At 53.4% G+C, this 26,302-nt stretch carries 22 protein-coding genes; 14 read left to right on the forward strand and 8 right to left on the reverse strand.

What is annotated here, in order from left to right:
* Positions 1-99 precede the first annotated feature (99 nt).
* The 9 genes from FQ015_RS13240 to fghA all read left to right on the forward strand — a co-directional run bounded on the left by FQ015_RS13240 (position 100) and on the right by fghA (position 10,397).
* Positions 100-729 carry a response regulator transcription factor gene (locus FQ015_RS13240; protein WP_032183432.1) on the forward strand — a complete coding sequence of 210 codons (630 nt, stop codon included), beginning with the start codon at positions 100-102 and terminating at the stop codon, positions 727-729.
* A complete protein-coding gene (locus FQ015_RS13245; protein ID WP_000089295.1) occupies positions 729-2,270 on the forward strand; it encodes an MASE1 domain-containing sensor histidine kinase in 1,542 nt (513 codons plus the stop codon). Before FQ015_RS13240 ends, FQ015_RS13245 begins: the two co-directional genes overlap by 1 nt.
* Before the next feature lie 72 nt (positions 2,271-2,342).
* A complete protein-coding gene (gene uhpC / locus FQ015_RS13250) occupies positions 2,343-3,659 on the forward strand; it encodes an MFS transporter family glucose-6-phosphate receptor UhpC (RefSeq protein WP_077782390.1) in 1,317 nt (438 codons plus the stop codon).
* The gene (locus FQ015_RS13255) at positions 3,656-4,687 is read left to right on the forward strand and encodes an ABC transporter substrate-binding protein (protein WP_000783756.1); all 1,032 of its coding nucleotides are present in this window, start codon (positions 3,656-3,658) and stop codon (positions 4,685-4,687) included. Before uhpC ends, FQ015_RS13255 begins: the two co-directional genes overlap by 4 nt.
* A 68-nt stretch (positions 4,688-4,755) precedes the next feature.
* Positions 4,756-6,834 carry an ABC transporter permease gene (locus FQ015_RS13260; protein ID WP_160524141.1) on the forward strand — a complete coding sequence of 693 codons (2,079 nt, stop codon included), beginning with the start codon at positions 4,756-4,758 and terminating at the stop codon, positions 6,832-6,834.
* An 11-nt stretch (positions 6,835-6,845) separates the two neighbouring features.
* Positions 6,846-7,892: a ferric ABC transporter ATP-binding protein gene (gene fbpC, locus FQ015_RS13265; protein ID WP_000078830.1), complete on the forward strand. Its 1,047-nt coding sequence runs from the start codon at positions 6,846-6,848 to the stop codon at positions 7,890-7,892.
* 159 nt (positions 7,893-8,051) lie between these two features.
* A complete protein-coding gene (frmR, locus tag FQ015_RS13270) occupies positions 8,052-8,327 on the forward strand; it encodes a formaldehyde-responsive transcriptional repressor FrmR (protein WP_001141271.1) in 276 nt (91 codons plus the stop codon).
* 34 nt (positions 8,328-8,361) lie between these two features.
* Complete coding sequence (gene frmA / locus FQ015_RS13275) at positions 8,362-9,471, forward strand: S-(hydroxymethyl)glutathione dehydrogenase (RefSeq protein ID WP_000842102.1); 1,110 nt, start codon at positions 8,362-8,364, stop codon at positions 9,469-9,471.
* Positions 9,472-9,563: 92 nt separating this feature from the next.
* Positions 9,564-10,397: an S-formylglutathione hydrolase gene (gene fghA / locus FQ015_RS13280; protein ID WP_160524142.1), complete on the forward strand. Its 834-nt coding sequence runs from the start codon at positions 9,564-9,566 to the stop codon at positions 10,395-10,397.
* Between the two features lie 225 nt (positions 10,398-10,622).
* On the opposite strand, the gene FQ015_RS13285 is transcribed toward fghA, so the two are convergent.
* From FQ015_RS13285 to FQ015_RS13320, 8 genes are all read right to left on the reverse strand, one after another.
* Positions 10,623-11,162, reverse strand: a complete 540-nt coding sequence (locus FQ015_RS13285) for a DUF2058 domain-containing protein (RefSeq protein ID WP_001096712.1) — start codon at positions 11,160-11,162, stop codon at positions 10,623-10,625.
* A gap of 101 nt (positions 11,163-11,263) precedes the next feature.
* The gene (gene mhpT, locus FQ015_RS13290) at positions 11,264-12,475 is read right to left on the reverse strand and encodes a 3-(3-hydroxy-phenyl)propionate transporter MhpT (protein WP_160524143.1); all 1,212 of its coding nucleotides are present in this window, start codon (positions 12,473-12,475) and stop codon (positions 11,264-11,266) included.
* 314 nt (positions 12,476-12,789) lie between these two features.
* A complete protein-coding gene (gene mhpE, locus FQ015_RS13295) occupies positions 12,790-13,803 on the reverse strand; it encodes a 4-hydroxy-2-oxovalerate aldolase (protein ID WP_160524144.1) in 1,014 nt (337 codons plus the stop codon).
* Positions 13,800-14,750 carry an acetaldehyde dehydrogenase gene (mhpF, locus tag FQ015_RS13300; protein WP_000044306.1) on the reverse strand — a complete coding sequence of 317 codons (951 nt, stop codon included), beginning with the start codon at positions 14,748-14,750 and terminating at the stop codon, positions 13,800-13,802. The genes mhpE and mhpF overlap by 4 nt, the downstream gene beginning before the upstream one ends.
* Entirely contained in the window at positions 14,747-15,556 is an 810-nt protein-coding gene (gene mhpD / locus FQ015_RS13305) for a 2-keto-4-pentenoate hydratase (protein ID WP_000160739.1), read from the reverse strand. Before mhpD ends, mhpF begins: the two co-directional genes overlap by 4 nt.
* 9 nt (positions 15,557-15,565) lie before the next feature.
* The gene (mhpC, locus tag FQ015_RS13310) at positions 15,566-16,432 is read right to left on the reverse strand and encodes a 2-hydroxy-6-oxonona-2,4-dienedioate hydrolase (protein ID WP_000121900.1); all 867 of its coding nucleotides are present in this window, start codon (positions 16,430-16,432) and stop codon (positions 15,566-15,568) included.
* 17 nt (positions 16,433-16,449) lie between these two features.
* Positions 16,450-17,394: a 2,3-dihydroxyphenylpropionate/2,3-dihydroxicinnamic acid 1,2-dioxygenase gene (mhpB, locus tag FQ015_RS13315; protein ID WP_000543449.1), complete on the reverse strand. Its 945-nt coding sequence runs from the start codon at positions 17,392-17,394 to the stop codon at positions 16,450-16,452.
* A gap of 1 nt (position 17,395) precedes the next feature.
* A complete protein-coding gene (locus FQ015_RS13320; protein WP_160524145.1) occupies positions 17,396-19,060 on the reverse strand; it encodes a bifunctional 3-(3-hydroxy-phenyl)propionate/3-hydroxycinnamic acid hydroxylase in 1,665 nt (554 codons plus the stop codon).
* Positions 19,061-19,250: 190 nt separating this feature from the next.
* On the opposite strand from FQ015_RS13320, the gene FQ015_RS13325 reads away from it, so the two are divergent.
* The 5 genes from FQ015_RS13325 to lacZ all read left to right on the forward strand — a co-directional run bounded on the left by FQ015_RS13325 (position 19,251) and on the right by lacZ (position 26,264).
* Positions 19,251-20,084, forward strand: a complete 834-nt coding sequence (locus FQ015_RS13325) for a DNA-binding transcriptional regulator (RefSeq protein ID WP_001168180.1) — start codon at positions 19,251-19,253, stop codon at positions 20,082-20,084.
* A gap of 114 nt (positions 20,085-20,198) precedes the next feature.
* Complete coding sequence (locus tag FQ015_RS13330; RefSeq protein ID WP_000705458.1) at positions 20,199-20,975, forward strand: MBL fold metallo-hydrolase; 777 nt, start codon at positions 20,199-20,201, stop codon at positions 20,973-20,975.
* A 19-nt stretch (positions 20,976-20,994) separates the two neighbouring features.
* On the forward strand, positions 20,995-21,948 hold the full coding sequence (locus FQ015_RS13335) for a GlxA family transcriptional regulator (RefSeq protein ID WP_001247700.1): 954 nt from the start codon (positions 20,995-20,997) through the stop codon (positions 21,946-21,948).
* A 36-nt stretch (positions 21,949-21,984) separates the two neighbouring features.
* Positions 21,985-23,067 (forward strand): DNA-binding transcriptional repressor LacI, encoded by a 1,083-nt coding sequence (gene lacI / locus FQ015_RS13340; protein ID WP_160524146.1) that lies wholly within the window; start codon positions 21,985-21,987, stop codon positions 23,065-23,067.
* 122 nt (positions 23,068-23,189) lie between these two features.
* On the forward strand, positions 23,190-26,264 hold the full coding sequence (gene lacZ, locus FQ015_RS13345) for a beta-galactosidase (RefSeq protein WP_160524147.1): 3,075 nt from the start codon (positions 23,190-23,192) through the stop codon (positions 26,262-26,264).
* Positions 26,265-26,302 lie beyond the last annotated feature (38 nt).

The following is a 26,302-nucleotide window of genomic DNA, read 5'->3' on the forward strand; positions in this document are numbered from 1 at the left end:
TGCCATTTTGTTACATCCATTCCATATCTGTCGCTGGTTGATTGCCAGCGACGCGCCGTGATGCATGATAGGAGAATGAGATAATAAGAGAAGAAAAGTATGATTAGGGTTGTGCTGGTGGATGACCATGTGGTGGTGCGCTCTGGCTTCGCACAGTTACTATCTCTGGAAGACGATCTGGAGGTCATTGGTCAGTACAGTTGTGCCGCGCAGGCATGGTCGGCATTAACTCATAATGACGTTAATGTTGCCGTCATTGATATTGCCATGCCGGACGAAAACGGCCTCAGTCTGCTTAAGCGTCTACGTGCACAAAAACCGCAATTCCGCGCCATTATTCTTAGCATTTATGACACGCCAACCTTTGTACAAAGCGCTTTGGATGCTGGTGCCAGCGGCTATTTGACCAAACGCTGTGGGCCGGAAGAGTTAGTGCAGGCGGTGCGCTCGGTCGGGATGGGCGGGCATTATCTCTGCGCCGATGCAATTCGGGCTTTACGCGGCGGCGGGCAACCCGCCCAGGCGCTGGAAATTCTCACCCCACGAGAACGTGAAGTGTTTGATTTATTAGTCAAAGGCGACAGTGTAAAAGAGATCGCCTTTAAGCTCGAACTCAGCCATAAAACGGTACATGTACATCGCGCCAACGTGCTGGGAAAACTGAACTGTCATAGCACCATTGAGCTGGTGCATTTTGCACTCAATCACCATCTGCTGGCGGGGCATTAATGTCGCGTAACCTTCGTCATTGGGTGATTTCGCTGTTTATTGTGCTGGCATGGGGAAGCGGCTGGCTGATGTTGTGGACGCTCAGCTTTTATCTGACCAATAACGGTCAACAGGCAGTGTTATTTCTGCCGCACGGAGTTTACCTCGCTCTTCTTATTTTGCTCTCTCGCCGTTACTGGCCTGCGTTGGTGCTCCCCCCTTTGCTGATGATGTTCTGGCTGCACAGCGAGCAACTGTTGAACGGCTATCTCATGCTGGCAACGCCGGTTATTAGCCTGCTTCCTGCCATCCTTGCACAAAACGTCTGGCACCGTTTTCCACTTTACTGGCAGCGTCTGACGTTGCTGTTAGCCTCAGTAACAGCAGCTTCATTGCTGAATACAGCCATGCTAACCCCTTTTATGTCAGGCCCAATAATGCTGCCCGGTCTGACCTCATTTACCGGCGGCGTATTGTTGACGCCGTTTGTCTATCTCATCTTTGAGTTTCTGCGCCAGCAGCATCGCTATCAGCTTCTGAGACTCGATACGCATAATCCCCCCTTGCGAACCTCTTTAATCATCTGGTGTAGCCTATTTTTTATTATTGGTATCGGCACCCAGATGGTGTTGTCGCCTGAAATCGAACGCCTGCTGCTGATCGTGGTATTTCTACCCAATGTGGTCATGGCCTGGAAATTTGGCTGGCAAGGTGGCGTACTCTCGGGGCTTTTGGGCAGCATGATGATCACTATTGCCCGCCAGATTGGCGTGGGCTTTAGTAACCTGGTGGAACTGGAGATTTTTCTCGCAACCCAGGCATTGCTGGGAATTGGCCTGGGCATTGCCATCAGTCGCCAGCAACATCTGGCGCTAAACCTGCATCATTACCGTCAGCGACTGGAGGCAGAACTGGCAGCACGGCGGGCATTGGCTGAAAAGCTGATCCACACCGAGGAAGACACGCGTAAAAGCCTGGCTCGCGAGCTGCACGACGAAATCGGTCAGAACATTACCGCCATTCAGATCCAGTCGCAACTGGTGACGCGGGCACGCGATCCGGCGCAAGTTCATTCCGCAGCTAGCCAAATCAACGAACTCGCCCGCCGCATTCATCTCTCCACCCGCCAGTTGCTGCGCCAGTTGCGGCCACCCGCGCTTGATGAACTGACATTCCGCGAAGCATTACTTCATCTGATTAATGAATTTGCCTTTAGTGAACGCGGCATTCATTGCCAGTTTACCTATCAACTAACCACCACGCCAGAAAACGAAACGGTTCGCTTTACACTGTATCGGTTATTGCAGGAGTTACTCAATAACGTCTGTAAACACGCCGAAGCCAGCGAAGTGACGATTATTCTGCGCCAGCAGGGAGAGATATTGCACCTGGAGGTCAGCGACAACGGTATAGGAATCGCCAGCGGGAAAATGACCGGATTTGGCATTCAGGGGATGCGTGAACGCGTCAGTGCCCTGGGCGGCGACTTAACGCTCGAAAAACATAACGGTACGCGAGTAATTGTTAACCTGCCCACATTTTTGCAACAAATCGCCGGATAACCAGGAAAAAGTCTTAGGCATCCCGGATTTTCTCTCATCCTCTTTCACTTTCATTTTCATATAGTCAGCAACATGGAGACGACCATGCACGCGCGTTCAGCGAGAGAGATTAATCAATGCTACCGGACATTACGTCCGCGATTGCTGATGTGCATGATTATTGGCTACGCCGCATTTTATCTGACGCGAAAAAGCGTGAATTACGTCCTTCCGGCGCTGCAAACCGACCTCGGACTGGATAAAGGCGACATTGGCCTGCTGGGTTCGCTGTTTTATCTCAGCTACGGATTGTCGAAATTTACCGCCGGACTGTGGCATGACAGCCACGGACAACGCGGTTTTATGGGCGTCGGCTTGTTCGCCACTGGGCTATTGAACATGGTGTTTGCCTTTGGCGAATCACTTACGCTTCTGCTTGTGGTCTGGACACTGAACGGATTTTTTCAAGGCTGGGGGTGGCCACCGTGTGCCCGCTTACTGACCCATTGGTACTCCCGTAATGAACGTGGTTTCTGGTGGGGCTGCTGGAATATGTCGATCAACATTGGCGGAGCGATTATTCCGCTGATTAGCGCCTTTGCCGCCCACTGGTGGGGCTGGCAGGCCGCGATGCTGACACCGGGGATTATCAGCATGGCATTAGGGATCTGGTTAACGCTACAACTCAAAGGCACGCCCCAGGAAGAGGGATTACCGACGGTGGGTCACTGGCGTCACGATCCGCTGGAGTTACGTCAGGAACAACAAAGTCCGCCGATGGGTCTGTGGCAAATGTTGCGCACCACAATGCTGCAAAATCCGATGATCTGGCTGCTGGGTGTCTCTTATGTACTGGTTTATGTGATCCGGATTGCGTTAAACGACTGGGGCAATATCTGGCTGACGGAAAGCCACGGCGTCAACCTAGTCAGCGCCAACGCCACGGTAATGCTGTTTGAAGTGGGCGGCTTACTCGGCGCGTTATTTGCCGGATGGGGTTCGGATTTGCTGTTTAGCGGGCAGCGAGCCCCCATGATTTTGCTGTTTACCCTTGGGTTGATGGTTTCGGTCGCTGCACTCTGGTTGGCACCGGTTCATCACTATGCCCTTCTGGCTGTGTGCTTTTTTACTGTGGGCTTTTTTGTCTTTGGCCCGCAAATGCTGATTGGACTTGCGGCAGTGGAATGTGGACACAAAGCTGCGGCGGGTTCAATTACCGGATTTCTCGGCCTGTTCGCCTATCTCGGTGCGGCGCTGGCAGGCTGGCCGTTGTCGCTGGTTATCGAACGCTACGGCTGGTCAGGAATGTTCAGTTTACTCTCGGTCGCCGCAGTACTTATGGGTTTACTGCTGATGCCGTTACTGATGGCGGGCATCACCACCACTCACGCTCGAAGGATAAAACAATGAAAATGCCCCTTACCTCTACTCTGATTGCTTCTGCCGTTGCGCTGGCAACCTTAACGGGTGCCGCACAAGCGAAAGGTCGACTGGTGGTCTATTGCAGCGCCACTAATGAAATGTGTGAGACCGAAACCAAAGCGTTTGGCGAGAAATATGATGTGAAAACCTCGTTTATCCGCAACGGCTCCGGTAGCACCCTGGCAAAAGTCGATGCTGAAAAGAAAAACCCACAGGCTGACGTCTGGTACGGCGGCACCTTAGACCCGCAGTCGCAGGCCGGCGAGATGGGCCTGTTACAGGCATATAAATCGCCTAACCTTGAACAGATCATGGAAAAATTCCGCGATCCGGCAAAAGTGAAAGGAAACCTTTCCTCCGCCGTTTATGTGGGGATCCTCGGGTTTGGCGTCAACACAGAGCGTCTGAAAGAGAAAAACCTGCCTGTGCCGAAGTGCTGGAAAGATCTCACCAAACCTGAATATAAAGGCGAAATTCAGATTGCCGATCCACAAAGTTCCGGTACCGCCTACACCGCGCTGGCTACCTTTGCGCAGCTGTGGGGGGAAGATCAGGCCTTTGATTATCTAAAACAACTTAACACCAACGTCTCCCAGTACACCAAATCAGGCATTGCCCCGGCACGTAACGCCGCCCGCGGCGAAACGGCGATTGGTATTGGTTTCCTGCATGACTACTCGCTGGAAAAAGAACAGGGCGCACCACTGGAGTTGATTTCCCCGTGTGAAGGTACGGGCTACGAAATAGGCGGCGTCAGCATTCTGAAAGGTGCGCGCAACCTCGACAACGCCAAACTGTTCGTGGACTGGGTATTATCAAAAGAAGCTCAGGAACTGGCGTGGAAGAAAGGGAAGTCTTATCAGATCCTGACCAATACCACCGCCGAAACGTCGCCAAACTCGCTGAAGCTCGACGACCTGAAATTAATCAACTACGACATGGATAAATACGGTTCAACTGATGTTCGTAAGGCATTAATTAATAAATGGGTCAGCGAAGTGAAGATGGGTAAATAAACCCGCATTGCGTGCACTTGCCGGGTGCAGCACAGACTCCTGCCCCGGCCAACCATACCGGAACTGCTATGTCACAGACACTTGCACTCCATCCCGCGAAAAAGCGGGATGCGATTTTCCTTTGGGTTTTGCTGGGCTGGCTGGCATTTATCCTGTTGCCGAGCTGGAGCCTCGATTATGGTCTGCTGGAGTCCACGAGTGATGAGATCCTCGAGGCGTACAGCTGGTCGCATTTTAATATCAGCTGGCTGTGGTATTTACTCCCGAGTTTGCTGCTGGTTCGCCCGTTTAATGAGGCCAAACGCGAGCAGCGCAGCCGTCATTATTTTGATGCCGGCTGGGCATTGCTTTGTTTAGCGTTTATGGTCATCAGTGCCACCATCGTTGGCCGCGGTCTAGGCTACGCCGCCATCGTGCTGTTTATCGAATTAAGCGCGATAATGACGCTGGCCTTAACCCGCCTCGAATGGCTGGGTGGCGACCGCTTTGTGATCGGCTCGCTGATTGCGATTGTGGCGCTGATTGGCATTTTTATCGTCTGGCCGAGCATCGCCATTTTTATCCCGATGTTCACCAACGACGCGGGAGAGTTCGCCCCACTGGCGTTTATGAATGTGCTCTCGCAGGCACATATTGTTCAGGTAATCGTCAACTCCATCGTCTTATCGATAGCGGTGGGTATTGGCTGTACTTTCTTCGGTCTGGTGCTGGCGATATATACCACGCGCATCGCTAAACGCAGCGCCGTAATCGGCCGCATCTTTTCCATTCTGCCAATTGTCACGCCACCGTTTGTGGTCGGCTTAGGCGTTACGCTCATGATGGGGCGCTCCGGCTACATAACGGAATTTATGGTGGAGTTGTTTGGGCTGACCAACACCAACTGGCTGTATGGTTTTACCGGGATCTGGCTGGCACAGGTCCTGGCATTTACGCCAATGGCTTTTATGATCCTCGATGGGGCCATTAAAACCATTCATCCCTCGCTGGAAGAAGCCTCCTATACCCTGCGCGCCAGTCGCTGGCAAACCTTTAACGGTGTGTTTGTGCCGTTGTTAAAGCCCGCGCTTGCCAATGCCTTTTTAATCGTCGTGGTGCAGTCACTGGCTGACTTCAGTAACCCGCTGGTGCTTGGCGGCAACTTCGACGTACTGGCGACGCAAATTTACTTCTACATTACCGGCTCGCAGCTGGATTATCAGGCCGCCAGCACCCTTGGCGCTTTCCTGCTGCTGTTCTCGCTACTGGTGTTCTGCGTCCAGTATATGTGGATTGGTAAACGCTCTTACGTCACGGTTTCCGGAAAGTCCTACCGCGGCGATGTCCAGCCACTACCGGTCACCCTGGTGTGGAGCGTGGTCGCCATACTTGCGATATGGATTGCCTTTAACGCCCTGCTCTATGGCAGCATTTTCTACGGCAGCTTCACCGTGAACTGGGGCGTTGACTACACCCTGACGCTGGATAACTTTATCAAGTTATTTGGTCATGGGATGAGCGACGGCGCGTGGCCTTCACTGTTGGATACCCTGCTCTACGCCGGGATTGCCGCCCCCATTACCGCTATCTTTGGCCTGCTCATCGCCTGGGTGGTGGTGCGCCAACAATTCAAAGGCAAAAAGACCATCGAGTTCACCACCATGTTGTGCTTTGCCGTACCGGGTACAGTGGCGGGTGTCTCGTATATTCTTGCCTTTAATAGCGCCCCAGTCTATCTCACCGGAACGGCGGCAATAGTGATTATCTCGATGGTGATGCGTAACGTTCCGGTGGGTATTCGCGCCGGGATTGCAGGTCTGGGGCAGATCGACAAATCGCTGGATGAAGCCTCACTCAGCCTGCGCGCGGGTTCACTGCGAACCATAACCCACATTTTACTGCCGCTGTTACGCCCAGCCATTCTCTCGGCCCTGATTTACAGTTTTGTGCGGGCTATCACGACAGTCAGCGCCATCGTCTTTCTCGTCACGCCGGACACACGCGTGGCAACCGCCTACATCCTTAACCGCGTAGAAGACGGCGAATATGGCGTAGCCATCGCCTACGGTTCGATTCTGATCGTGGTGATGCTGGCGATTATTTTCCTCTTTGACTGGCTGATCGGTGAAGCACGTATTTCCCGTTCTAAAGCCAAAAACCAGGCGTAATGGAGCGCACTATGAGTCAGAAAAATTTTGTGGAACTGCGCAACGTCACTAAACGATTCGGCAGTAATACGGTTATCGACAATATCAATCTCACCATCCCACAAGGGCAAATGGTGACGCTGCTCGGTCCTTCCGGATGCGGCAAAACCACCATTCTGCGTCTGGTTGCCGGGCTGGAAAAACCGAGCGAAGGGCAAATTTTTATAGATGGCGAAGATGTCACGCATCGTTCCATTCAGCAACGCGATATCTGCATGGTGTTTCAGTCATACGCTCTGTTCCCACATATGTCGCTGGGCGAAAACGTTGGCTATGGGTTGAAAATGCTTGGCGTGTCGCGTAGTGAAGTGAAGCAGCGGGTGAAAGATGCGCTAGCAATGGTGGATCTGGAAGGATTCGAAGACCGCTATGTCGACCAGATTTCCGGTGGTCAGCAACAGCGTGTGGCTCTGGCCCGTGCGTTGATCCTTAAGCCTAAAGTGCTGCTGTTTGATGAGCCGTTAAGTAACCTCGATGCCAACCTGCGTCGCAGCATGCGCGATAAAATCCGCGAGCTGCAAAAGCAATTTAACATCACTTCGCTCTATGTGACTCACGATCAAAGTGAAGCTTTCGCGGTGTCCGACACCGTGTTGGTGATGAATAAAGGTCACATCATGCAGATTGGTTCACCGCAGGATCTCTATCGTCAGCCCGCCTCCCGCTTTATGGCAAGTTTTATGGGCGACGCCAACCTGTTCCCGGCGAACTTTAGCGAAGAGTATGTCGATATCTACGGTTATCGCCTGCCGCGCGCGGCGCATTTCCCGGCGCAAGGTAGCGGCACCGTCGGCGTTCGCCCGGAAGCCATCACCTTAAGCAATCACGGCGAAGAGAGTCAGCGTTGTGTTATTCGCCATGTCGCCTACATGGGGCCGCAGTACGAAGTGACCGTAGAATGGCATGGTCAGGAGATTTTATTGCAAGTCAACGCCACCCGTTTACAGCCCGATATTGGTGAGCACTATTACCTCGAAATCCATCCTTACGGGATGTTTGTTTTAGCGGATGCGGCATAAAAATAGCACATAAACGGTCCCAACCTGTCTTGAGAGACCGTTCACCTGTTTAAACGTCGGACAACAATTATTCTCCGGCGTTATATACTATAGGGGGGTATGCATTGACATATGGCATACCCCCCTATAGTATATTGCGTGCAGATGATGAGGTGCGAAATGCCCAGTACTCCGGAAGAGAAGAAAAAGGTCCTTACTCGAGTTCGTCGTATTCGGGGGCAAATTGATGCTCTGGAACGGTCGCTGGAGGGTGATGCCGAATGCCGTGCCATACTCCAACAGATCGCTGCCGTTCGGGGCGCGGCTAACGGGCTGATGGCAGAAGTGCTTGAAAGCCATATCCGGGAAACGTTTGACCGAAATGACTGCTACAGCCGCGAAGTCAGCCAATCCGTTGACGACACTATTGAACTGGTTCGTGCCTATCTTAAATAGCTGAATCTATTACCATATTGAGGAAGAGCGAGAGATGAAATCACGTGCTGCCGTTGCATTTGCTCCCGGTAAACCGCTGGAAATCGTTGAAATTGACGTTGCACCACCTAAAAAAGGTGAAGTGCTGATTAAAGTCACCCATACCGGCGTTTGCCATACCGACGCATTTACCCTCTCTGGCGATGATCCGGAAGGCGTATTCCCGGTTGTTCTCGGTCACGAAGGGGCTGGTGTTGTAGTTGAAGTCGGTGAAGGTGTAACCAGCGTCAAACCTGGCGACCATGTGATCCCGCTTTACACCGCAGAGTGCGGCGAGTGTGAGTTCTGTCGTTCCGGCAAAACTAACCTCTGTGTCGCAGTTCGCGAGACTCAGGGCAAAGGCCTGATGCCAGACGGCACCACCCGTTTTTCTTACAACGGGCAGCCGCTGTATCACTACATGGGATGCTCTACATTCAGTGAATACACCGTGGTTGCGGAAGTGTCTCTGGCCAAAATTAATCCAGAAGCAAACCATGAACACGTCTGCCTGCTGGGCTGTGGCGTAACCACTGGCATTGGCGCGGTACACAACACGGCTAAAGTCCAGCCAGGTGATTCTGTTGCCGTGTTTGGTCTTGGCGCGATTGGTCTGGCAGTGGTTCAGGGGGCTCGTCAGGCGAAGGCGGGACGGATTATCGCTATCGACACTAACCCGAAGAAATTCGATCTGGCGCGTCGTTTCGGTGCTACCGACTGCATTAACCCGAATGACTACGACAAACCGATTAAAGATGTCCTGCTGGATATCAACAAATGGGGTATCGACCATACCTTTGAGTGCATCGGTAACGTCAACGTGATGCGTGCGGCGCTGGAAAGTGCTCACCGCGGCTGGGGTCAGTCGGTGATCATCGGGGTCGCGGGTTCCGGTCAGGAAATCTCCACCCGTCCATTCCAGTTGGTCACTGGTCGCGTATGGAAAGGTTCCGCGTTTGGCGGCGTGAAAGGTCGTTCCCAGTTACCGGGTATGGTTGAAGATGCGATGAAAGGTGATATCGATCTGGAACCGTTTGTGACGCATACCATGAGCCTGGATGAAATTAATGACGCCTTCGACCTGATGCATGAAGGCAAATCCATTCGAACCGTAATTCGTTACTGATTTCCCGCTGATTTCGCCCCGTCCAGTTCAGACGGGGTTCTCAATACCGTCCCCGGGCAGCCGTCCGGGGATTAACCATGAGATAATGACTGATGGAACTCATTGAAAAACATGCCAGCTTTGGCGGCTGGCAAAATGTGTATCGGCATTATTCCCAATCACTGAAATGTGAAATGAATGTCGGCGTCTATCTCCCACCAAAAGCCGGGAATGAAAAATTGCCGGTACTGTACTGGCTTTCGGGCCTGACCTGTAACGAGCAGAATTTCATTACTAAATCGGGGATGCAACGTTACGCGGCTGAGCACAACATTATTGTTGTTGCGCCAGACACCAGTCCGCGAGGCAGTCATGTCGCAGATGCCGACCGTTACGATCTCGGGCAAGGTGCCGGGTTTTACCTGAACGCAACGCAAGCGCCGTGGAATGAACATTACAAAATGTATGATTATATCCACAACGAGTTGCCGGATTTAGTGATGCAACATTTTCCGGCAACGACCAGAAAGTCTATCTCAGGTCATTCTATGGGCGGGCTGGGCGCGCTGGTGCTGGCGTTACGTAACCCAGATGAATATGTCAGCGTCTCGGCGTTTTCGCCCATTGTCTCCCCATCGCAAGTACCGTGGGGACAGCAAGCCTTTGCCGCATATCTTGGTGAAAATAAAGATGCCTGGTTGGATTACGATCCGGTGAGCCTTATTTCACAAGGTCAACGCGTTGCGGAAATCATGGTTGATCAAGGATTGAGTGATGATTTTTACGCAGAACAGCTGCGGACTCCAAATCTTGAAAAGATCTGCCAGGAGATGAATATCAAAACGTTAATCCGTTATCACGAGGGTTATGATCACAGCTATTATTTTGTCTCCAGTTTTATTGGCGAGCATATTGCCTACCACGCCAATAAATTGAATATGGGTTGATCATCTGCGCACAGCTGCCGGATGCGGCGTGAACGCCTTATCCGCCTACATTTCGCCCATAAACCGTAGGCATGATAAGACGCGCATAGCGTCGCATCAGGCATCTGCGCACAACTGCCGGATGTGGCGTGAACGCCTTATCCGGCCTACATTTCGCCCATGAGCCGTAGGTATGATAAGACGCGTCAGCGTCGCATCAGGCATCTGCGCACGACTTATCTATGTTTACCACATCAAATCATCAGGCACTTTAAAGTCGGCATACGGATCGTCTTCATCCTGCTCTTCGGCGCTGAGCGCGCTGTGCAACACAATACTGCTGGCGTCACGCTGAGCAATTTTATCGGCAACGCTGGCGGGAATAATGGCGTATTCACCTTCGCTATTGTTATCGATCTGCAAACGTGCAATCGCCAGACGACCATTAATCAACTGCGTTTGCGTGAGCTTATCGACAAAAATCTTCTTAATCAGATTGCCATCGGTAAAGTTAAAACCGATATCGCCATTGGCAATGGTGATCCGGTTCATTTCAATAAGCTGCTTCACCTGAGCTTTATATTCTTTCGCCAGTGCCGCTTGTTTTTGCTGCTCGCTAAGCTGTTTATCACGCTCAAGCTGTGCCTTTTTATTTTCTTCTACCGCCGCCCGAGCCTCACGCGCCTGAACGCGCGATTTTTTCGCCGTTCTCTCGACCTTCGCCGCTTTTTTGCTGGTGACTAATCCTGCTTTGAGCAACTGCTCTTGTAAGGTAAGTTTTGCCATCTTTGTTTCCAAACCCGCTGAATAATTTTTAGCGAGTATACCTGTAAACGCCGTAGGTGTATTGGGGGCAAGTCCCTTTCGCCCCTACCTAATAAGGCGCGTCAGGCATCGGCGCACGGCTGCATTCGTGATCTCCGGCTCATCAAAATAAACACTGCCAGGCCAGCAACAAAAATACCCGGCGCTGAAGCGGCCATTACGCCAACCGTGCCAGTACCTAATGCCAGCATTTTCCCGGCCAGTAACGGACCGCTCATAGCCCCCAGACGCCCTACCGCCACGGCGGTTCCCACGCCGGTTGCGCGGATCTGCGAACTGTAAAACAACGGAGCCAATGCATACAAAACGCTTTGCCCACCTGTTGCAAACAACCCTGCGACAAATCCCGCCAGCAACATACCGTTAAATGATGACACTGTTCCCAGCGCTAACAGCGAAGCTAACATACCGCTATAAATCAGTAGCGACATGATCATTGGACGCAGTTTATCCATCAGTGCGCCCAATATTAACGTCCCGCTTGCCGCCCCCATTTGTAGTGCAAACATCACCCCTGCCGCCTGCGATGGCTGGAATCCTTGTTCCACTAAAAGCAGCGGTAGCCAGTTGATCAACATGTAGACCACCAGCAAAGTGAAGAAATAACACAACCACAGCAGCAGCGTTGCGGTTGCCGTGTCGGGCGCAAATAACGCACGCAGCGGCGGCGCAGCCTGTTTTTCTCCAGCGAACACCATCGACTCCGGCAGCCAGCGCATTAATAGCGGCACCAGAATCAACGGCACCACACCACCTACCCAAAACACCGTTTGCCAGGCTAAGTTTGCCCCTGCAAAACCCAGTGTCGCCGCCAGCGCCGCGCCAATGGGAACCCCGCAATACATCAGGCTCACCGCCGTTCCACGAAAACGTGGCCCCGCCGCTTCAGACGTCAGGGCGATAAGATTCGGCAACGCCGCCCCCAGCCCGACACCGGTCATTAGCCGCGCAAAGACCAGTGAGGGGAAATCCCAGGCAATAGCCGTTGCCAGCGAGAACAAACCAAACAGCGCAACTGAACCAATCAAAATGCGTTTACGACCATAACGGTCCGCCAGCATTCCGCCAACCAGCGCGCCGGGTAGCAAACCGAGTATTCCGGCACTGAATATCCAGCCCATTTGCATTTTATCGAGTGCAAAAGCCTGGGCGATGCCACCCGCCGCAATGCCAGCCGCCTGAAGATCCAGTCCTTCCATCAGAGCGACTAAAAAACAAAGCCCGATGGTCAGCGTCAGGCGGGATGAAGATGATGAAGGGGTACGAGTCGACATAAGATGAACCTCGTTGCGAATGCAGGTGAATCGCGGCTGATACATTGCCAGCCGCGTAATCAAAACCATTTAATGACTGCCTACGGACGAAAGTAGGCCGGATAAGGCGTTTATGCCGCATCCGGCTGTCGTGCGCCATTGCCTGATTCGACGCTGACGCGTCTTATCATGCCTACAAATTCCCGCGCCATCCGTAGGCCGGATAAGGCGTTTATGCCGCATCCGGCAGTCGTGCACCATTGCCTGATGCGACGCTGACGCGTCTTATCAGGCCTGGGATGGGTATACAAAATGCACGTTGTCAGCAGTCAACATTATTTTTTGTTACGCAGATCCAACGCCACGTCGACGATCATATCCTCCTGACCGCCAACCATCCGGCGTTTGCCCAACTCAACGAGAATATCCACCGCGCTTAAGCCATAACGCGCCGCCGCCGTTTCACAGTGACGCAGGAAGCTCGAGTAAACACCGGCGTATCCCAGCGCCAGCGTTTCGCGGTCGACACGTACCGGACGATCCTGCAACGGACGCACCAGGTCGTCAGCGGCATCCATTAACGCATAGAGATCGGTCCCATGCTGCCAGCCCAGTTTATCCGCGGCGGCAATAAACACTTCCAGCGGTGCGTTACCTGCACCCGCGCCCATCCCCGCGAGGCTAGCGTCGATGCGGTCACAGCCCTCTTCCACCGCCGCGATAGAGTTCGCCACACCAAGACTCAGGTTATGGTGAGCATGCATGCCAGTTTGCGTTTCCGGTTTCAGCACCGCTTTCAGGGCGCGGAAACGGTCGCGGATATCGCTCATGTTCATCGCACCGCCAGAATCCACCACATAAATACAGGTCGCACCGTAGCCTTCCATCAGCTTTGCCTGCTTTGCGAGATTCTCTGGCGTGGTCATGTGGCTCATCATCAGAAAGCCAACGGTATCCATTCCGAGTTCGCGGGCATACTGAATATGCTGAGCGGAAACATCAGCTTCGGTGCAGTGCGTAGCCACACGAACCACCCGCGCGCCAGCCTGCCAGGCATTTTTCAGATCGTGAATAGTGCCAATTCCTGGCAGCAATAACGTCGCGATTTTGGCGTGCTTCACCACATCCGCCGCAGCTTCAATCCATTCAAGGTCGCTATGCGCACCGAAACCATAGTTAAAGCTGGAACCCTGCAAACCATCGCCGTGGGCCACTTCAATCGAATCCACGCGGGCATCATCCAGTGCTTTGGCAATCTGGCGGACATTTTCAAGTGAATACTGATGACGAATGGCGTGCATACCGTCACGCAACGTGACGTCTGAAATATAAAGTTTTTTACCGTTCATGCCGCTTCTCCTGCCTTGCGCGCCAGTGACTGGGCCATTTTTTCTGCTGTCGCCAGCGCACTGGAAGTCATAATGTCGAGGTTGCCTGCGTAGGCAGGCAGATAATGCGCTGCGCCTTCGACCTCCAGCCAGACCGCCGTTTTCAGCCCAGAGAACTGACCAATGCCCGGTAAATTAACCGGTTTATCCTGCGGGATAACTTCAAACTGCACGCGCTGTTTCAGGCGATATCCCGGTACGTAAGCCTGCACCGCCTCAGCCATTTCATTGATTGAGGCTTCGATATCATCTTGTGAAGCTTCATCGCTCAATACATACACCGTGTCGCGCATCATCAACGGCGGCTCTGCCGGATTAAGCACAATAATCGCCTTCCCTTTTGCCGCGCCGCCTACGACTTCAATGGCTCGCGAGGTGGTTTCCGTAAATTCATCGATATTGGCACGCGTGCCAGGGCCAGCAGATTTACTGGCGATAGAAGCGATGATTTCGGCGTAATGAACACGCGCCACGCGTGAAACCGCCGCTACCATCGGAATGGTGGCCTGGCCGCCGCAGGTGACCATGTTGACGTTCAATTGATCGACGTTTGCGTCGAGATTAACGACCGGCACGCAGTAAGGGCCGATGGCAGCTGGCGTCAGGTCGATTAAGCGAATATCCGGTTTCGCTTCGCGCAAAGCGGCATCGTTTTTCACATGTGCGCCCGCGCTGGTCGCATCAAACACTATATCGATATCAGCAAATTCAGGCATGTTCATCAGCCCAATCACCCCTTCATGGGTGGTAGCGACGCCCATACGTCTGGCACGCGCCAGACCGTCGGACTGAGGATCAATGCCGACCATCACCGCCATCTCCAGATGCTGACCGTGACGCAAAATTTTAATCATCAGGTCGGTGCCAATGTTGCCAGAACCGATAATGGCGACTTTACGCTTACTCATGACAGACTTCCTTTTAGGGCTGCGTTTGAAAATGTCGCAGCAACTGAACCTATGCCTTCAATATGGGCTTCAAAACGATCGCCCGCATTCACCGCCACCATCGGACCTAATGCCCCGGTAAGAATGATATCTCCGGCGCGCAGCGGTTCACCCAGGCTGGCCATTTTGCGTGCCAGCCAGACGGCGGCATTAAGTGGATGCCCCAGACATTCGCTGCCGCGCCCGCTGGAAACCTCTTCGTTATTACGCGTCATCGTCATAGTGCAGTTTTTCAGATCTAACCCTGCCGGACGTTGCGCCGGACCACCGATGACATATACCCCACAGGAGGCGTTATCTGCCACGGTATCGACAAACTGAATCGACCAGTCGCGAATACGGCTGCCCACCACTTCCAGCGCCGGAAGCACCCATTCAATGGCGTTATACAGTTCGTCGAAGGTAATATCCGTTGCGGGTAAATCGCGGTTTAGCACCAGTGCGATCTCTGCTTCAATACGAGGTTGCAGAACACGGGAAAAAGGAATGGTTTCGTTATCGCCATAACACATGTCGGCAAATAATGTTCCGAAATCCGGTTGATCAACCCCCAGTTGTTGCTGCACTTTCGGATGCGTCAGTCCCACTTTACGCCCCACAACGCGACGCCCCAGCGCGACGTCATGTTGCACATTTATGTGCTGAATGCTGTAGGCCGCTTCAGCGTTATCGATACCAATCAGATCGCGTAGCGGTGCAATCGCTTCGCCCTGTTCTGCGGCGCGGCGTAAATCCGCCGCCAGTTGCTCAAGAGTATGCTTCGTCATGACCGTTCCTTAAGGACGTGCGAGGAAATTCAGCACCAGTTGATTGAAAGCGTCGGCATGTTCCCACTGAGCCCAGTGACCACAGTCGCGGAAGATATGCAGCTCAGAACCGGCGATGCCAGAAAGCAGACGCAGCCCTGCATCCATCGGCACAAAACGGTCGTTACGCCCCCAGACAATCAGAGTTTGCGCTTTGATTTCCGTCAGACGTGGGCCAAAATCCGGGAACTGTTTCGGATTGGCTTCCAGGCTCTTAACGAAGTTTTCCAGGTGATCGCGGCGCGACAGCATATTATTCAGGCGCGCTTCAAACAGGGCGTCGGTCAAATCGCTGGTATCGAAAACGAAGATATCCATCATCAGCTTCAGATTTTCGATAGTCGGCTGGCGATAAAGCTGATTCAGTCGCTTAATGCCTTCAGTTGGCATCGGCGTAAACAAACTCATGCCACCTGTACCGCCGCCCATCAGCACCAGTTTGCCGACGCGCTCCGGCCAGTTAAGGGTGAACGCCACAGAACTGTGGCCGCCCATCGAGTTGCCCAGCAGGTGGATTTTGGCGATATCCAGTTGATCCACCACGCTTTTCAGGATGCGCGCATTGAGATCCGATCGCGAACCACTGTTAACGATCGAATCGCTCTTACCCCAACCAGGACAATCCAGCAGGATCACCCGATAACCAGCTTCTACCAGCGGATCGATATTGCGGCTGAAGTTCGCCCAGCCCGTAGCCCCCGGGCCGGAGCCGTGCAGCAGGACAACGGTTTCGTCGCCTTGACCGCAGTCATTAAAATGGATGCGCAGCGTTTTACCCGCTTCTTCTACATTCAGAAAACGGCTGGTGGCGGCTTCGGTTTGTGGCTGATAACTCATCATCTTCTCCTGCATATTCAGTTCTCTGTTCTGGCGCTTAACGAGCCAAATCCGGCAATCCACTCCGGGATCGGGCGGTAATAACGCCCTTCGCTACGCCAGTTGCCAAACGCAGAAATAGCGGCAAAAGCAGCGACCCAGGTTTTGATTTCATGTGTCGACTTTCCTGCAATGGCGGAAAGCTCTTCGTTACTGACGGCATCCAGTTCCTGTATGCGTCCCTGCTCCAGCAAAGACATGAACTGGTTATCCCAAATCGGGTTGAGCGGATGCAGAGTTCTCTGATCCTCAACAAACCTCTCAGCGGCGCTAATCACCCGTTGCTGGCGCATTTCGCGCTCATTGGCGGGCAAATCTTTCCCGCTACCCAACAGACGATCGCGCATATGGGCATCCGCTTTCGCCAGTTCTGGCACCGGCGGCTGATGGGAAAGCCCACCGGAACCCAGGAACAGCACGCGCTTATTCAGCGTGCTGGTGAAACGTCCAATGGCTTCACCCAACATGCGGGTACGCTGAAAACCAGGTAGCGGCGTGGCGACACCGTTGATGAATACAGGCAGGACCGGCACCTTATCCAGCCCACCGAGCAAGAACTCCAGCGGCTGGGCGAACCCATGATCCACCTGCATACAGTAAGAAACGGCAAGATCAATCCCGCTCTTCATGACGGCATGCGCACAAGCCTCCGCCAACTCCACAGGCACAGGAAGCTCTCCTGCCGCACTGCCGAAATCGCCAATTGCCGTCGCCCCAACGCCTAAACAGAAGGGTGGCATCACGTCATAGAAAAAACCGTTGTAATGATCTGGCGCAAACAGCACCACCAGTTCAGGGGAGAAGGCCGCAATACGCTCGCGGGCACTGGCAATCACGCCATTGACCTCATCGAGTATCTCTTGCGCCGGGTCGACATACCCTACCAGCGGCGAGTGGGAAAGACAGTGAAGATAAGCGTGCATATCAGGCTACCTTTTCGACAGAAACGTCGACATCAGGGCGGTTGAGTGTCATCACGGACGCCAGTTTATTCAGCGTATTACCCAGAGTTTGCGGAATGGCGATGGCGGCAACAAAGCGATCCGGGCGCATCACCACTAGCGAAGCATTATGTTGTGCGAACCAACTACGCAGGCGACCTTGCGTATCGCCCACGCGCAGCACGCCGTCGTAGTTATCCTGCGCGGTATGAATTTGCACATCCGGCACCACCTGAATGAAGCGAGTACCCAGCGCGCGCCATTGCTGGATTTGCTCATCGCTCATCCCCCACAGTGGATTGCATCCCCAGCCAATTACCGCGAAGTTCGCACCGATCGCGTTATCGAGCAGCGTCACGTCGCCGTTTTCCAGCGTGACTTTCGGCTGAATAAACATCTTGCCGACCGGAGAGTGCTTCGCTTCGCCTTCACGCACCAGCGCACCGGCGTAATATTGCGGCATCGGCTTGAAGCGCATTTCGAGAAAGTAGCGTTTTACTGGCGGCAGATAATTCAGCAGCCAGGAAACACCGTCACGTAACGTACCCTGCCAGCGTTTCGGCGGAGCCAGTACGTTGCCCGCCGTCACCGACAGATCAATCATCGCTTTGGCGTGATCGCGACGTTCTTGTTGATAGGTATCGAGCAGCGCATCGCGAGCTTTCCCCTGGATAACCAACGCCAGTTTCCAGGCGAGGTTAAAGGCGTCGCGCATACCACTGTTATAGCCCTGCCCCTGCCACACCGGCATGATATGTGCGGCATCGCCCGCCAGCAGTACGCGGTCAATACGAAAACGTTGTGCCAGTCGCGCGTTGTGGGTGTAGACACGCTGGCGAATCAACTCGACGTTGTCCGGATTAGGCAGCACTTTGCTTAACAGCTTGCGCATATTTTGCGGCTCGCGGAGCTGTTCTTCGGTTTCGCCCGGCATCACCATAAATTCAAAGCGACGTACCGCATGAGGCAGAGCCGCAGAAACATACGGGCGCACCGGATCGCAACACAAATAGATATGCGGCGTACTTAACGGATCGTTGGCGATATCCACCACAATCCACTGATTTGGTGCGGTTTTACCTTCAAACGGCACATTCAGGGTGCGCCGGACAAAACTTGATCCACCGTCACAGGCTACCAGCCACTGGGCTTTGACCGTTTCCCGCTGCCCTTCTGCCGTTTTCAGATACAAGGTCACTTCGTCATCTTGCTGGCTGAAGGCCTCCAGCTCGCGGGAAAACAGGCAGCGCACATTCGGAAACCGCGACAACCCTTCCAGCATCACCGCATCGACCTGCGGCTGAATAAAGGCGTTACGACGCGGCCAGCCAAATTCATCGGTCATTGGCTGAATATCAGCAAAACAGCGGCCTTTTGGGGTAAGAAAACGCATCGCATGCCACGGCGTAGTGTGCGGCAGAACATTATCGACAAGGTCAACCGACTGCATGGTGCGCAGCGCCTCGTCATCAATTCCAATCGCGCGTGGATAGTCGATCAACTTATCGAGTTTCTCCACCACCAGCACGTCAATGCCCATCTGGCCGAGATAGTTCGCCATCATCAGCCCGACCGGACCGGCACCAGCGATCGCCACCTGAACGCAATGGTTAACAGCAGGCTGGATGTCAGGGTGTTGTATTGCCATTTCAGTACCTCACGACTCGGACAAAATGCCGTTGCGCGCACAGTTCAACGCAACTTATTTTGTTAAAAACATGTAAATGATTTTTTATTGTGCGCTCAGTATAGGAAGGGTGTTTTCGGCTACAATCAAAACATGCCTGAGTGTGCACCAAGTGCACAACGTTGTTTTAACTATAGAAATGTCAATTAATATGCAGAAAGATGTGCAGACGGAATACAAAACCGTGCGCGGCTTAACCCGCGGTCTAATGTTATTAAATATGTTAAATAAACTCGATGGCGGTGCCAGCGTCGGGCTGCTGGCGGAGCTCAGCGGCCTGCATCGCACCACTGTGCGGCGACTGCTGGAAACGCTGCAGGAAGAGGGATATGTCCGGCGCAGTACCTCCGATGACAGTTTTCGTCTGACCATCAAAGTGCGGCAATTAAGCGAAGGATTTCGTGACGAACAATGGATTTCTGCACTGGCAGCCCCGCTACTGGGCGATCTGTTGCGCGAAGTGGTATGGCCGACAGATGTGTCCACGCTGGATGTTGATGCAATGGTGGTACGCGAAACCACCCACCGTTTCAGCCGTTTATCTTTTCACCGGGCAATGGTCGGACGGCGTTTACCGCTCCTGAAAACCGCCTCGGGACTGACCTGGCTGGCCTTTTGCCCGGAACAAGAACGCAAGGAGTTAATCGAAATGTTAGCCGCCCGCCCCGGTGATGACTATCAACTGGCACGGGAACCGTTAAAGCTGGAAGCCATTCTGGCGCGCGCACGCAAAGAGGGTTACGGACAGAACTACCGTGGCTGGGATCAGGAAGAGAAGATCGCCTCCATTGCCGTGCCCCTACGCAGTGAACAACGGGTGATTGGCTGTCTGAATCTGGTGTATATGGCAAGCGCAATGACCATCGAACAGGCAGCGGAAAAGCATCTTCCGGCGCTACAACGGGTAGCAAAACAGATCGAAGAAGGGGTTGAATCGCAGGCTATTCTGGTGGCCGGACGGCGAAGCGGCGTGCATTTACGCTAGTTGCGCCAATGTGTAATTTGGCCCATTTTCATCGTTATTCGCCCATTTGCCCACATGCACAGTACGGGCTGCACGCTACGCTAATGCCATCAATACTGTGATGTGGAGCAAATCATGAAAATTACTCAAATTCGTAATGCCACCCAAATTATCCAATACGCTGGCAAAACATTTCTTATTGACCCGTTACTCGCGCCTAAAGGAAGTTATCCGGGTTTTGCCGGAACGGCACGCGCAGAAATCCGCAATCCAACGGTAGAATTACCGTGTGATTTAACAACGTTACTCAACGTTGACGCCCTAATAGTGACCCATTTGCATGAAGATCACTGGGACGAAACAGCCTCCCGCGTCGTCCCCAAAGATAAACAGATTTATGTGCAAAATGAGCAAGATGCTGAATCACTGCATAAACAAGGATTTACGCATCTTACCGTACTTGCCGACGAGACTAAATTTGGCGATATTACTCTGCATAAAACGACAGGGCAGCACGGCTCCGATCGCACCTATGCAGACCCGGCTATGGCGAAGCGTTTAGGCGCAGCCTGCGGCGTTGTTTTCCAGCACCCGACAGAGAAAACGCTCTATCTGGCTGGCGATACCCTCTGGCGTGATGACGTCGAGGCTACAATGCTAACTTTCCAACCAGAAGTGGTGGTGTTGAATGCCGGATTTGCGCATGTTCTGGGGCATGGCGCGATAATTATGGGAGCTGAAGATATTCTCAAAACACATTTTACCCTGCCAGAAGCGCAAATTGTCGCGACACATATGGAGGCCGTAAACCACTGTTTGCTGACGCGTGATGCTCTCAAGGAATACGCCAGAGATAATCAAATTATCGAATTTGTGAACGTACCAGAAGATGGTGAAACGTTGACATTCTAATTCGGAGATAAAGAGTGTTATGCGCCCGCTAACTGTTGCCATTATCGCCGTTGCCGGTTTTAGTCCTTTTCACCTTTCCGTACCGTTTATCGTGTTTAGCGAAAAAATGGCGGAGAAAAAACGCTTTCATGTAATTATCTGCGCTGAAAAGCCGGGAAATGTGGACTCTGCCGATGGGTTTTCCGTAACCGCCACCCATGACTATACGGCAGTCATCCAGGCGGATATTGTGATAATTCCTTACTGGGGAACAATTACACAAAAACCGCCACAAAAACTGCTGGAAGCCTTAACGACCGCACGAGATAACGGGGCACAGATTGTCGGGCTTTGCCTGGGCACGTTTGTGCTCGGCTATGCAGGTTTACTGAACAATAAGCGTGCTGCCACGCACTGGGAGTTCGAGCGTGAATTTCAGGCACGTTTTCCACAAACACATCTGGATATTAACGCGTTGTATGTAGACGATGATGGCATTATTACCTCTGCCGGTACTGCCGCGGCGCTGGATTGCTGTTTGTATATTGTTCGGCAACATTTTGGCAGCGACTATGCTAACCATATTGCCCGACGGATGGTCGTACCGCCATATCGCACCGGCGGTCAGGCGCAGTTTATAGAGCAACCGGTGCCGAAAAATACCCATGATGAACGCATTAACCTCCTGCTGGATTACCTGCGGCAAAACATTGCGCAACAGCATGATCTCGACTCGCTGGCTCAGCGAGTAATGATGAGTCGCCGCACACTAACCCGTCATTTTATGAAAGCGACCGGTTCGAGTATCGCCGAATGGCTCATCACTGAACGCTTACGCCGTAGCCAGGAACTGTTGGGATCCAGTCAGTTGCCCGTTGAGCGGATAGCGGCTGAGGTGGGTTTTCTCTCACCTGTGACCTGGCGTCAGCATTTTAAATCTCACTTCGGCGTCAGCCCCGCAGAATGGCGCAAAACCTTTCGTGGTATGGCATGATAGCGCCCGGAAGAAAGTCAATTCAGGGTGGTGAATGTGAAACCAGTAACGCTATACGATGTCGCGGAGTATGCCGGTGTCTCTTATCAGACCGTTTCCCGCGTGGTGAATCAGGCCAGCCACGTTTCAGCGAAAACGCGGGAAAAAGTGGAAGCGGCGATGGCGGAGCTAAATTACATTCCCAACCGCGTAGCACAACAGTTAGCGGGCAAACAGTCGTTGCTGATTGGCGTTGCCACCTCCAGTCTGGCCCTGCACGCACCGTCGCAAATTGTCGCGGCGATTAAATCTCGCGCCGATCAACTGGGTGCCAGCGTGGTGGTGTCTATGGTAGAAAGAAGCGGTGTCGAAGCCTGTAAAGCGGCAGTACACAATCTTCTCGCGCAACGCGTAAGTGGTCTGATCATCAACTATCCGCTGGATGACCAGGATGCCATTGCTGTGGAGGCAGCCTGCGCTAATGTTCCGGCGCTATTTCTTGATGTCTCTGACCAGACTCCCATCAACAGTATTATTTTTTCCCATGAAGACGGTACGCGGCTGGGCGTAGAGCATTTGGTCGCATTGGGTCACCAGCAAATCGCGCTGTTAGCGGGCCCATTAAGTTCTGTCTCGGCGCGTCTGCGTCTGGCGGGCTGGTATAAATATCTTAAACACAATCAAATTCAACCGATAGCGGAACGGGAAGGCGACTGGAGCGCCATGTCCGGTTTTCATCAAACCATGCAGATGCTGAATGAGGGCATCATTCCTACTGCGATGCTGGTTGCCAACGATCAGATGGCGCTGGGTGCAATGCGCGCCATTACCGAGTTCGGGCTGCGCGTCGGCGCGGATATCTCGGTAGTGGGATACGACGATACCGAAGACAGCTCGTGTTATATCCCGCCATTAACGACCATCAAACAGGATTTTCGCCTGCTTGGGCAAACCAGCGTGGACCGCTTGCTGCAACTCTCTCAGGGCCAGGCGGTGAAGGGCAATCAGCTGTTGCCCGTCTCACTGGTGAAACGAAAAACCACCCTGCCACCCAATACGCAAACCGCTTCTCCCCAGGCGTTGGCTGATTCCTTAATGCAGCTGGCGCGACAAATTTCCCGACTGGAAAGCGAGCAGTGAGCGCAACGCAATTAATGTGAGTCAGCTCACTCATTAGGCACCCCAGGCTTTACACCTGATGTGTCCGACTCGTATGTTGTATGAAATTGTGAGCGGATAACAATTTCACACAGGATACAGCTATGACCATGATTACGGATTCACTGGCCGTCGTATTACAACGTCGTGACTGGGAAAACCCTGGCGTTACCCAACTCAACCGCCTTGCGGCGCATCCTCCTTTCGCCAGCTGGCGAAATAGTGAAGAGGCCCGCAATAATCGCCCTTCCCGGCAGTTACGCAGCCTGAATGGTGAGTGGCAATTTGCCTGGTTCCCGTCCCCAGAAGCGGTGCCGGAAAGTTGGCTGGAGCGCGATCTTCCTGACGCCGATACTGTCGTCGTCCCCTCAAACTGGCAGATGCTCGGTTACGATGCGCCTATCTACACCAATGTGACCTATCCCATTGCAGTCAATCCACCGTTTGTTCCCACGGAGAATCCGACAGGTTGTTACTCGCTCACATTTAATGTTGATGAAAGCTGGTTACAGGAAGGCCAGACGCGAATTATTTTTGATAGCATTAACTCGGCGTTTCATTTGTGGTGCAACGGGCGCTGGGTCGGTTACGGACAGGACAGCCGTTTGCCGTCTGAATTTGACCTCAGCGCATTTTTACGCGCCGGAGATAACCGCCTCGCGGTGATGGTGCTGCGCTGGAGTGACGGTAGCTATCTGGAAGATCAGGATATGTGGCGAATGAGCGGCATTTTCCGTGACGTCTCGTTGCTGCATAAACCGACCACACAAATCAGCGATTTCCATGTTGTTACTCACTTTAATGATGATTTCAGCCGCGCTGTTCTGGAAACAGAAATTCAGATGTGCGGTGAACTGCGCGATGCGTTGAGGGTGACGGTTTCTTTGTGGCAGGGTGAAATGCAGGTCGCCAGCGGTACCGCGCCTTTCGGCGGCGAAATTATCGATGAACGTGGTGGTTATGCCGATCGCGTCACGCTACGCCTGAACGTTGAAAACCCGGCGCTGTGGAGCGCCGAACTCCCGAATCTCTATCGTGCAGTTATTGAACTGCACACCGCCGACGGCACGCTAATTGAAGCGGAAGCCTGTGATGTCGGTTTCCGCGAGGTGCGGATTGAAAATGGTCTGCTGCTGTTGAACGGCAAGCCGTTGCTGATTCGCGGCGTTAACCGTCACGAGCATCATCCTCTGCATGGTCAGGTCATGGATGAGCAAACGATGGTGCAGGATATCCTGCTGATGAAGCAGAACAACTTTAACGCCGTGCGCTGTTCGCATTATCCGAACCACCCGCTGTGGTACACGCTGTGCGACCGCTACGGCCTGTATGTGGTGGATGAAGCCAATATTGAAACCCACGGCATGGTGCCAATGAATCGACTGACCGATGATCCACGCTGGCTACCGGCCATGAGTGAACGCGTAACGCGGATGGTGCAGCGCGATCGAAATCACCCGAGCGTAATTATCTGGTCGCTGGGTAATGAATCGGGCCACGGTGCCAATCACGACGCACTCTATCGCTGGATTAAATCTGTCGATCCTTCCCGCCCGGTGCAGTATGAAGGCGGCGGAGCCGACACTTCTGCAACCGATATTATTTGCCCGATGTACGCGCGCGTGGATGAAGACCAGCCCTTCCCGGCTGTGCCGAAATGGTCCATTAAAAAATGGCTTTCGCTGCCTGGAGAGACGCGCCCGCTGATCCTTTGCGAATACGCCCACGCAATGGGTAACAGTCTTGGCGGCTTCGCGAAATACTGGCAGGCGTTTCGTCAGTACCCCCGTTTACAGGGTGGATTCGTCTGGGACTGGGTGGATCAGTCGCTGATTAAATATGATGAAAACGGCAACCCATGGTCGGCTTACGGTGGTGACTTTGGCGATACGCCGAACGATCGCCAGTTCTGCATGAACGGTCTGGTCTTTGCCGACCGCACGCCACATCCGGCAATGACAGAAGCAAAACACCAACAGCAGTTTTTCCAGTTCCGTTTATCCGGGCGAACCATCGAAGTGACCAGCGAATACCTGTTTCGTCATAGCGATAACGAGCTCCTGCACTGGTCGGTGGCGCTGGATGGCAAGCCGCTGGCAAGCGGTGAAGTGCCTCTGACTGTCGCTCCACAAGGTAAACAGTTGATTGAACTGCCTGAACTGCCGCGGCCGGAGAGCGCCGGACAACTCTGGCTTACGGTACACGTAGTGCAACCTAACGCGACCGCCTGGTCAGAAGCCGGACACATCAGCGCCTGGCAACAATGGCGACTGGCGGAAAACCTCAGTGTGGCACTCCCCTCCACGTCCCATGCCATCCCGCAACTGACCACCAGCGAAACGGATTTTTGCATCGCGCTGGGTAATAAGCGTTGGCAATTTAACCGCCAGTCAGGCTTTCTTTCACAGATGTGGATTGGCGATGAAAAACAACTGCTGACGCCGCTGCGCGATCAGTTCACCCGTGCCCCGCTGGATAACGACATTGGCGTCAGTGAAGCGACCCGCATTGACCCGAATGCCTGGGTAGAACGCTGGAAGGCGGCGGGCCATTACCAGGCCGAAGCCGCGTTGTTGCAGTGCACGGCAGATACGCTTGCCGACGCGGTGCTGATTACCACTGTCCACGCCTGGCAGCATCAGGGGAAAACCTTATTTATCAGCCGGAAAACCTACCGTATCGATGGGCGCGGTGAGATGGTCGTCAGTGTGGGTGTTGAAGTAGCGAGCGACACACCGCATCCAGCGCGGATTGGCCTGACCTGCGAGCTCGCACATGTCGCAGAGCGGGTAAACTGGCTCGGATTAGGGCCGCAAGAAAACTATCCCGACCGTCTGACTGCGGCCTGTTTTGACCGCTGGGACTTGCCATTGTCAGACATGTATACCCCGTACGTCTTCCCGAGCGAAAACGGTCTGCGCTGCGGGACGCGCGAATTGAATTATGGACCACACCAGTGGCGCGGCGACTTCCAGTTCAACATCAGCCGCTACAGCCAACAACAACTGATGGAAACCAGCCATCGCCATCTGCTGCGCGCGGAAGAAGGCACATGGCTAAATATCGACGGTTTCCATATGGGAATTGGTGGCGACGACTCCTGGAGCCCGTCAGTGTCGGCGGAATTCCAGCTGAGCGCCGGTCGCTACCATTACCAGTTGGTCTGGTGTCAAAAATAATAATAACCGGGCAGGCCATGTCTGCCCGTATTTCGCGT

Origin of the sequence: Escherichia sp. HH26CH (assembly GCF_009820205.1) — a bacterium.
In the GTDB taxonomy this organism is placed as follows: Bacteria; Pseudomonadota; Gammaproteobacteria; order Enterobacterales; family Enterobacteriaceae; genus Escherichia; species Escherichia coli_F.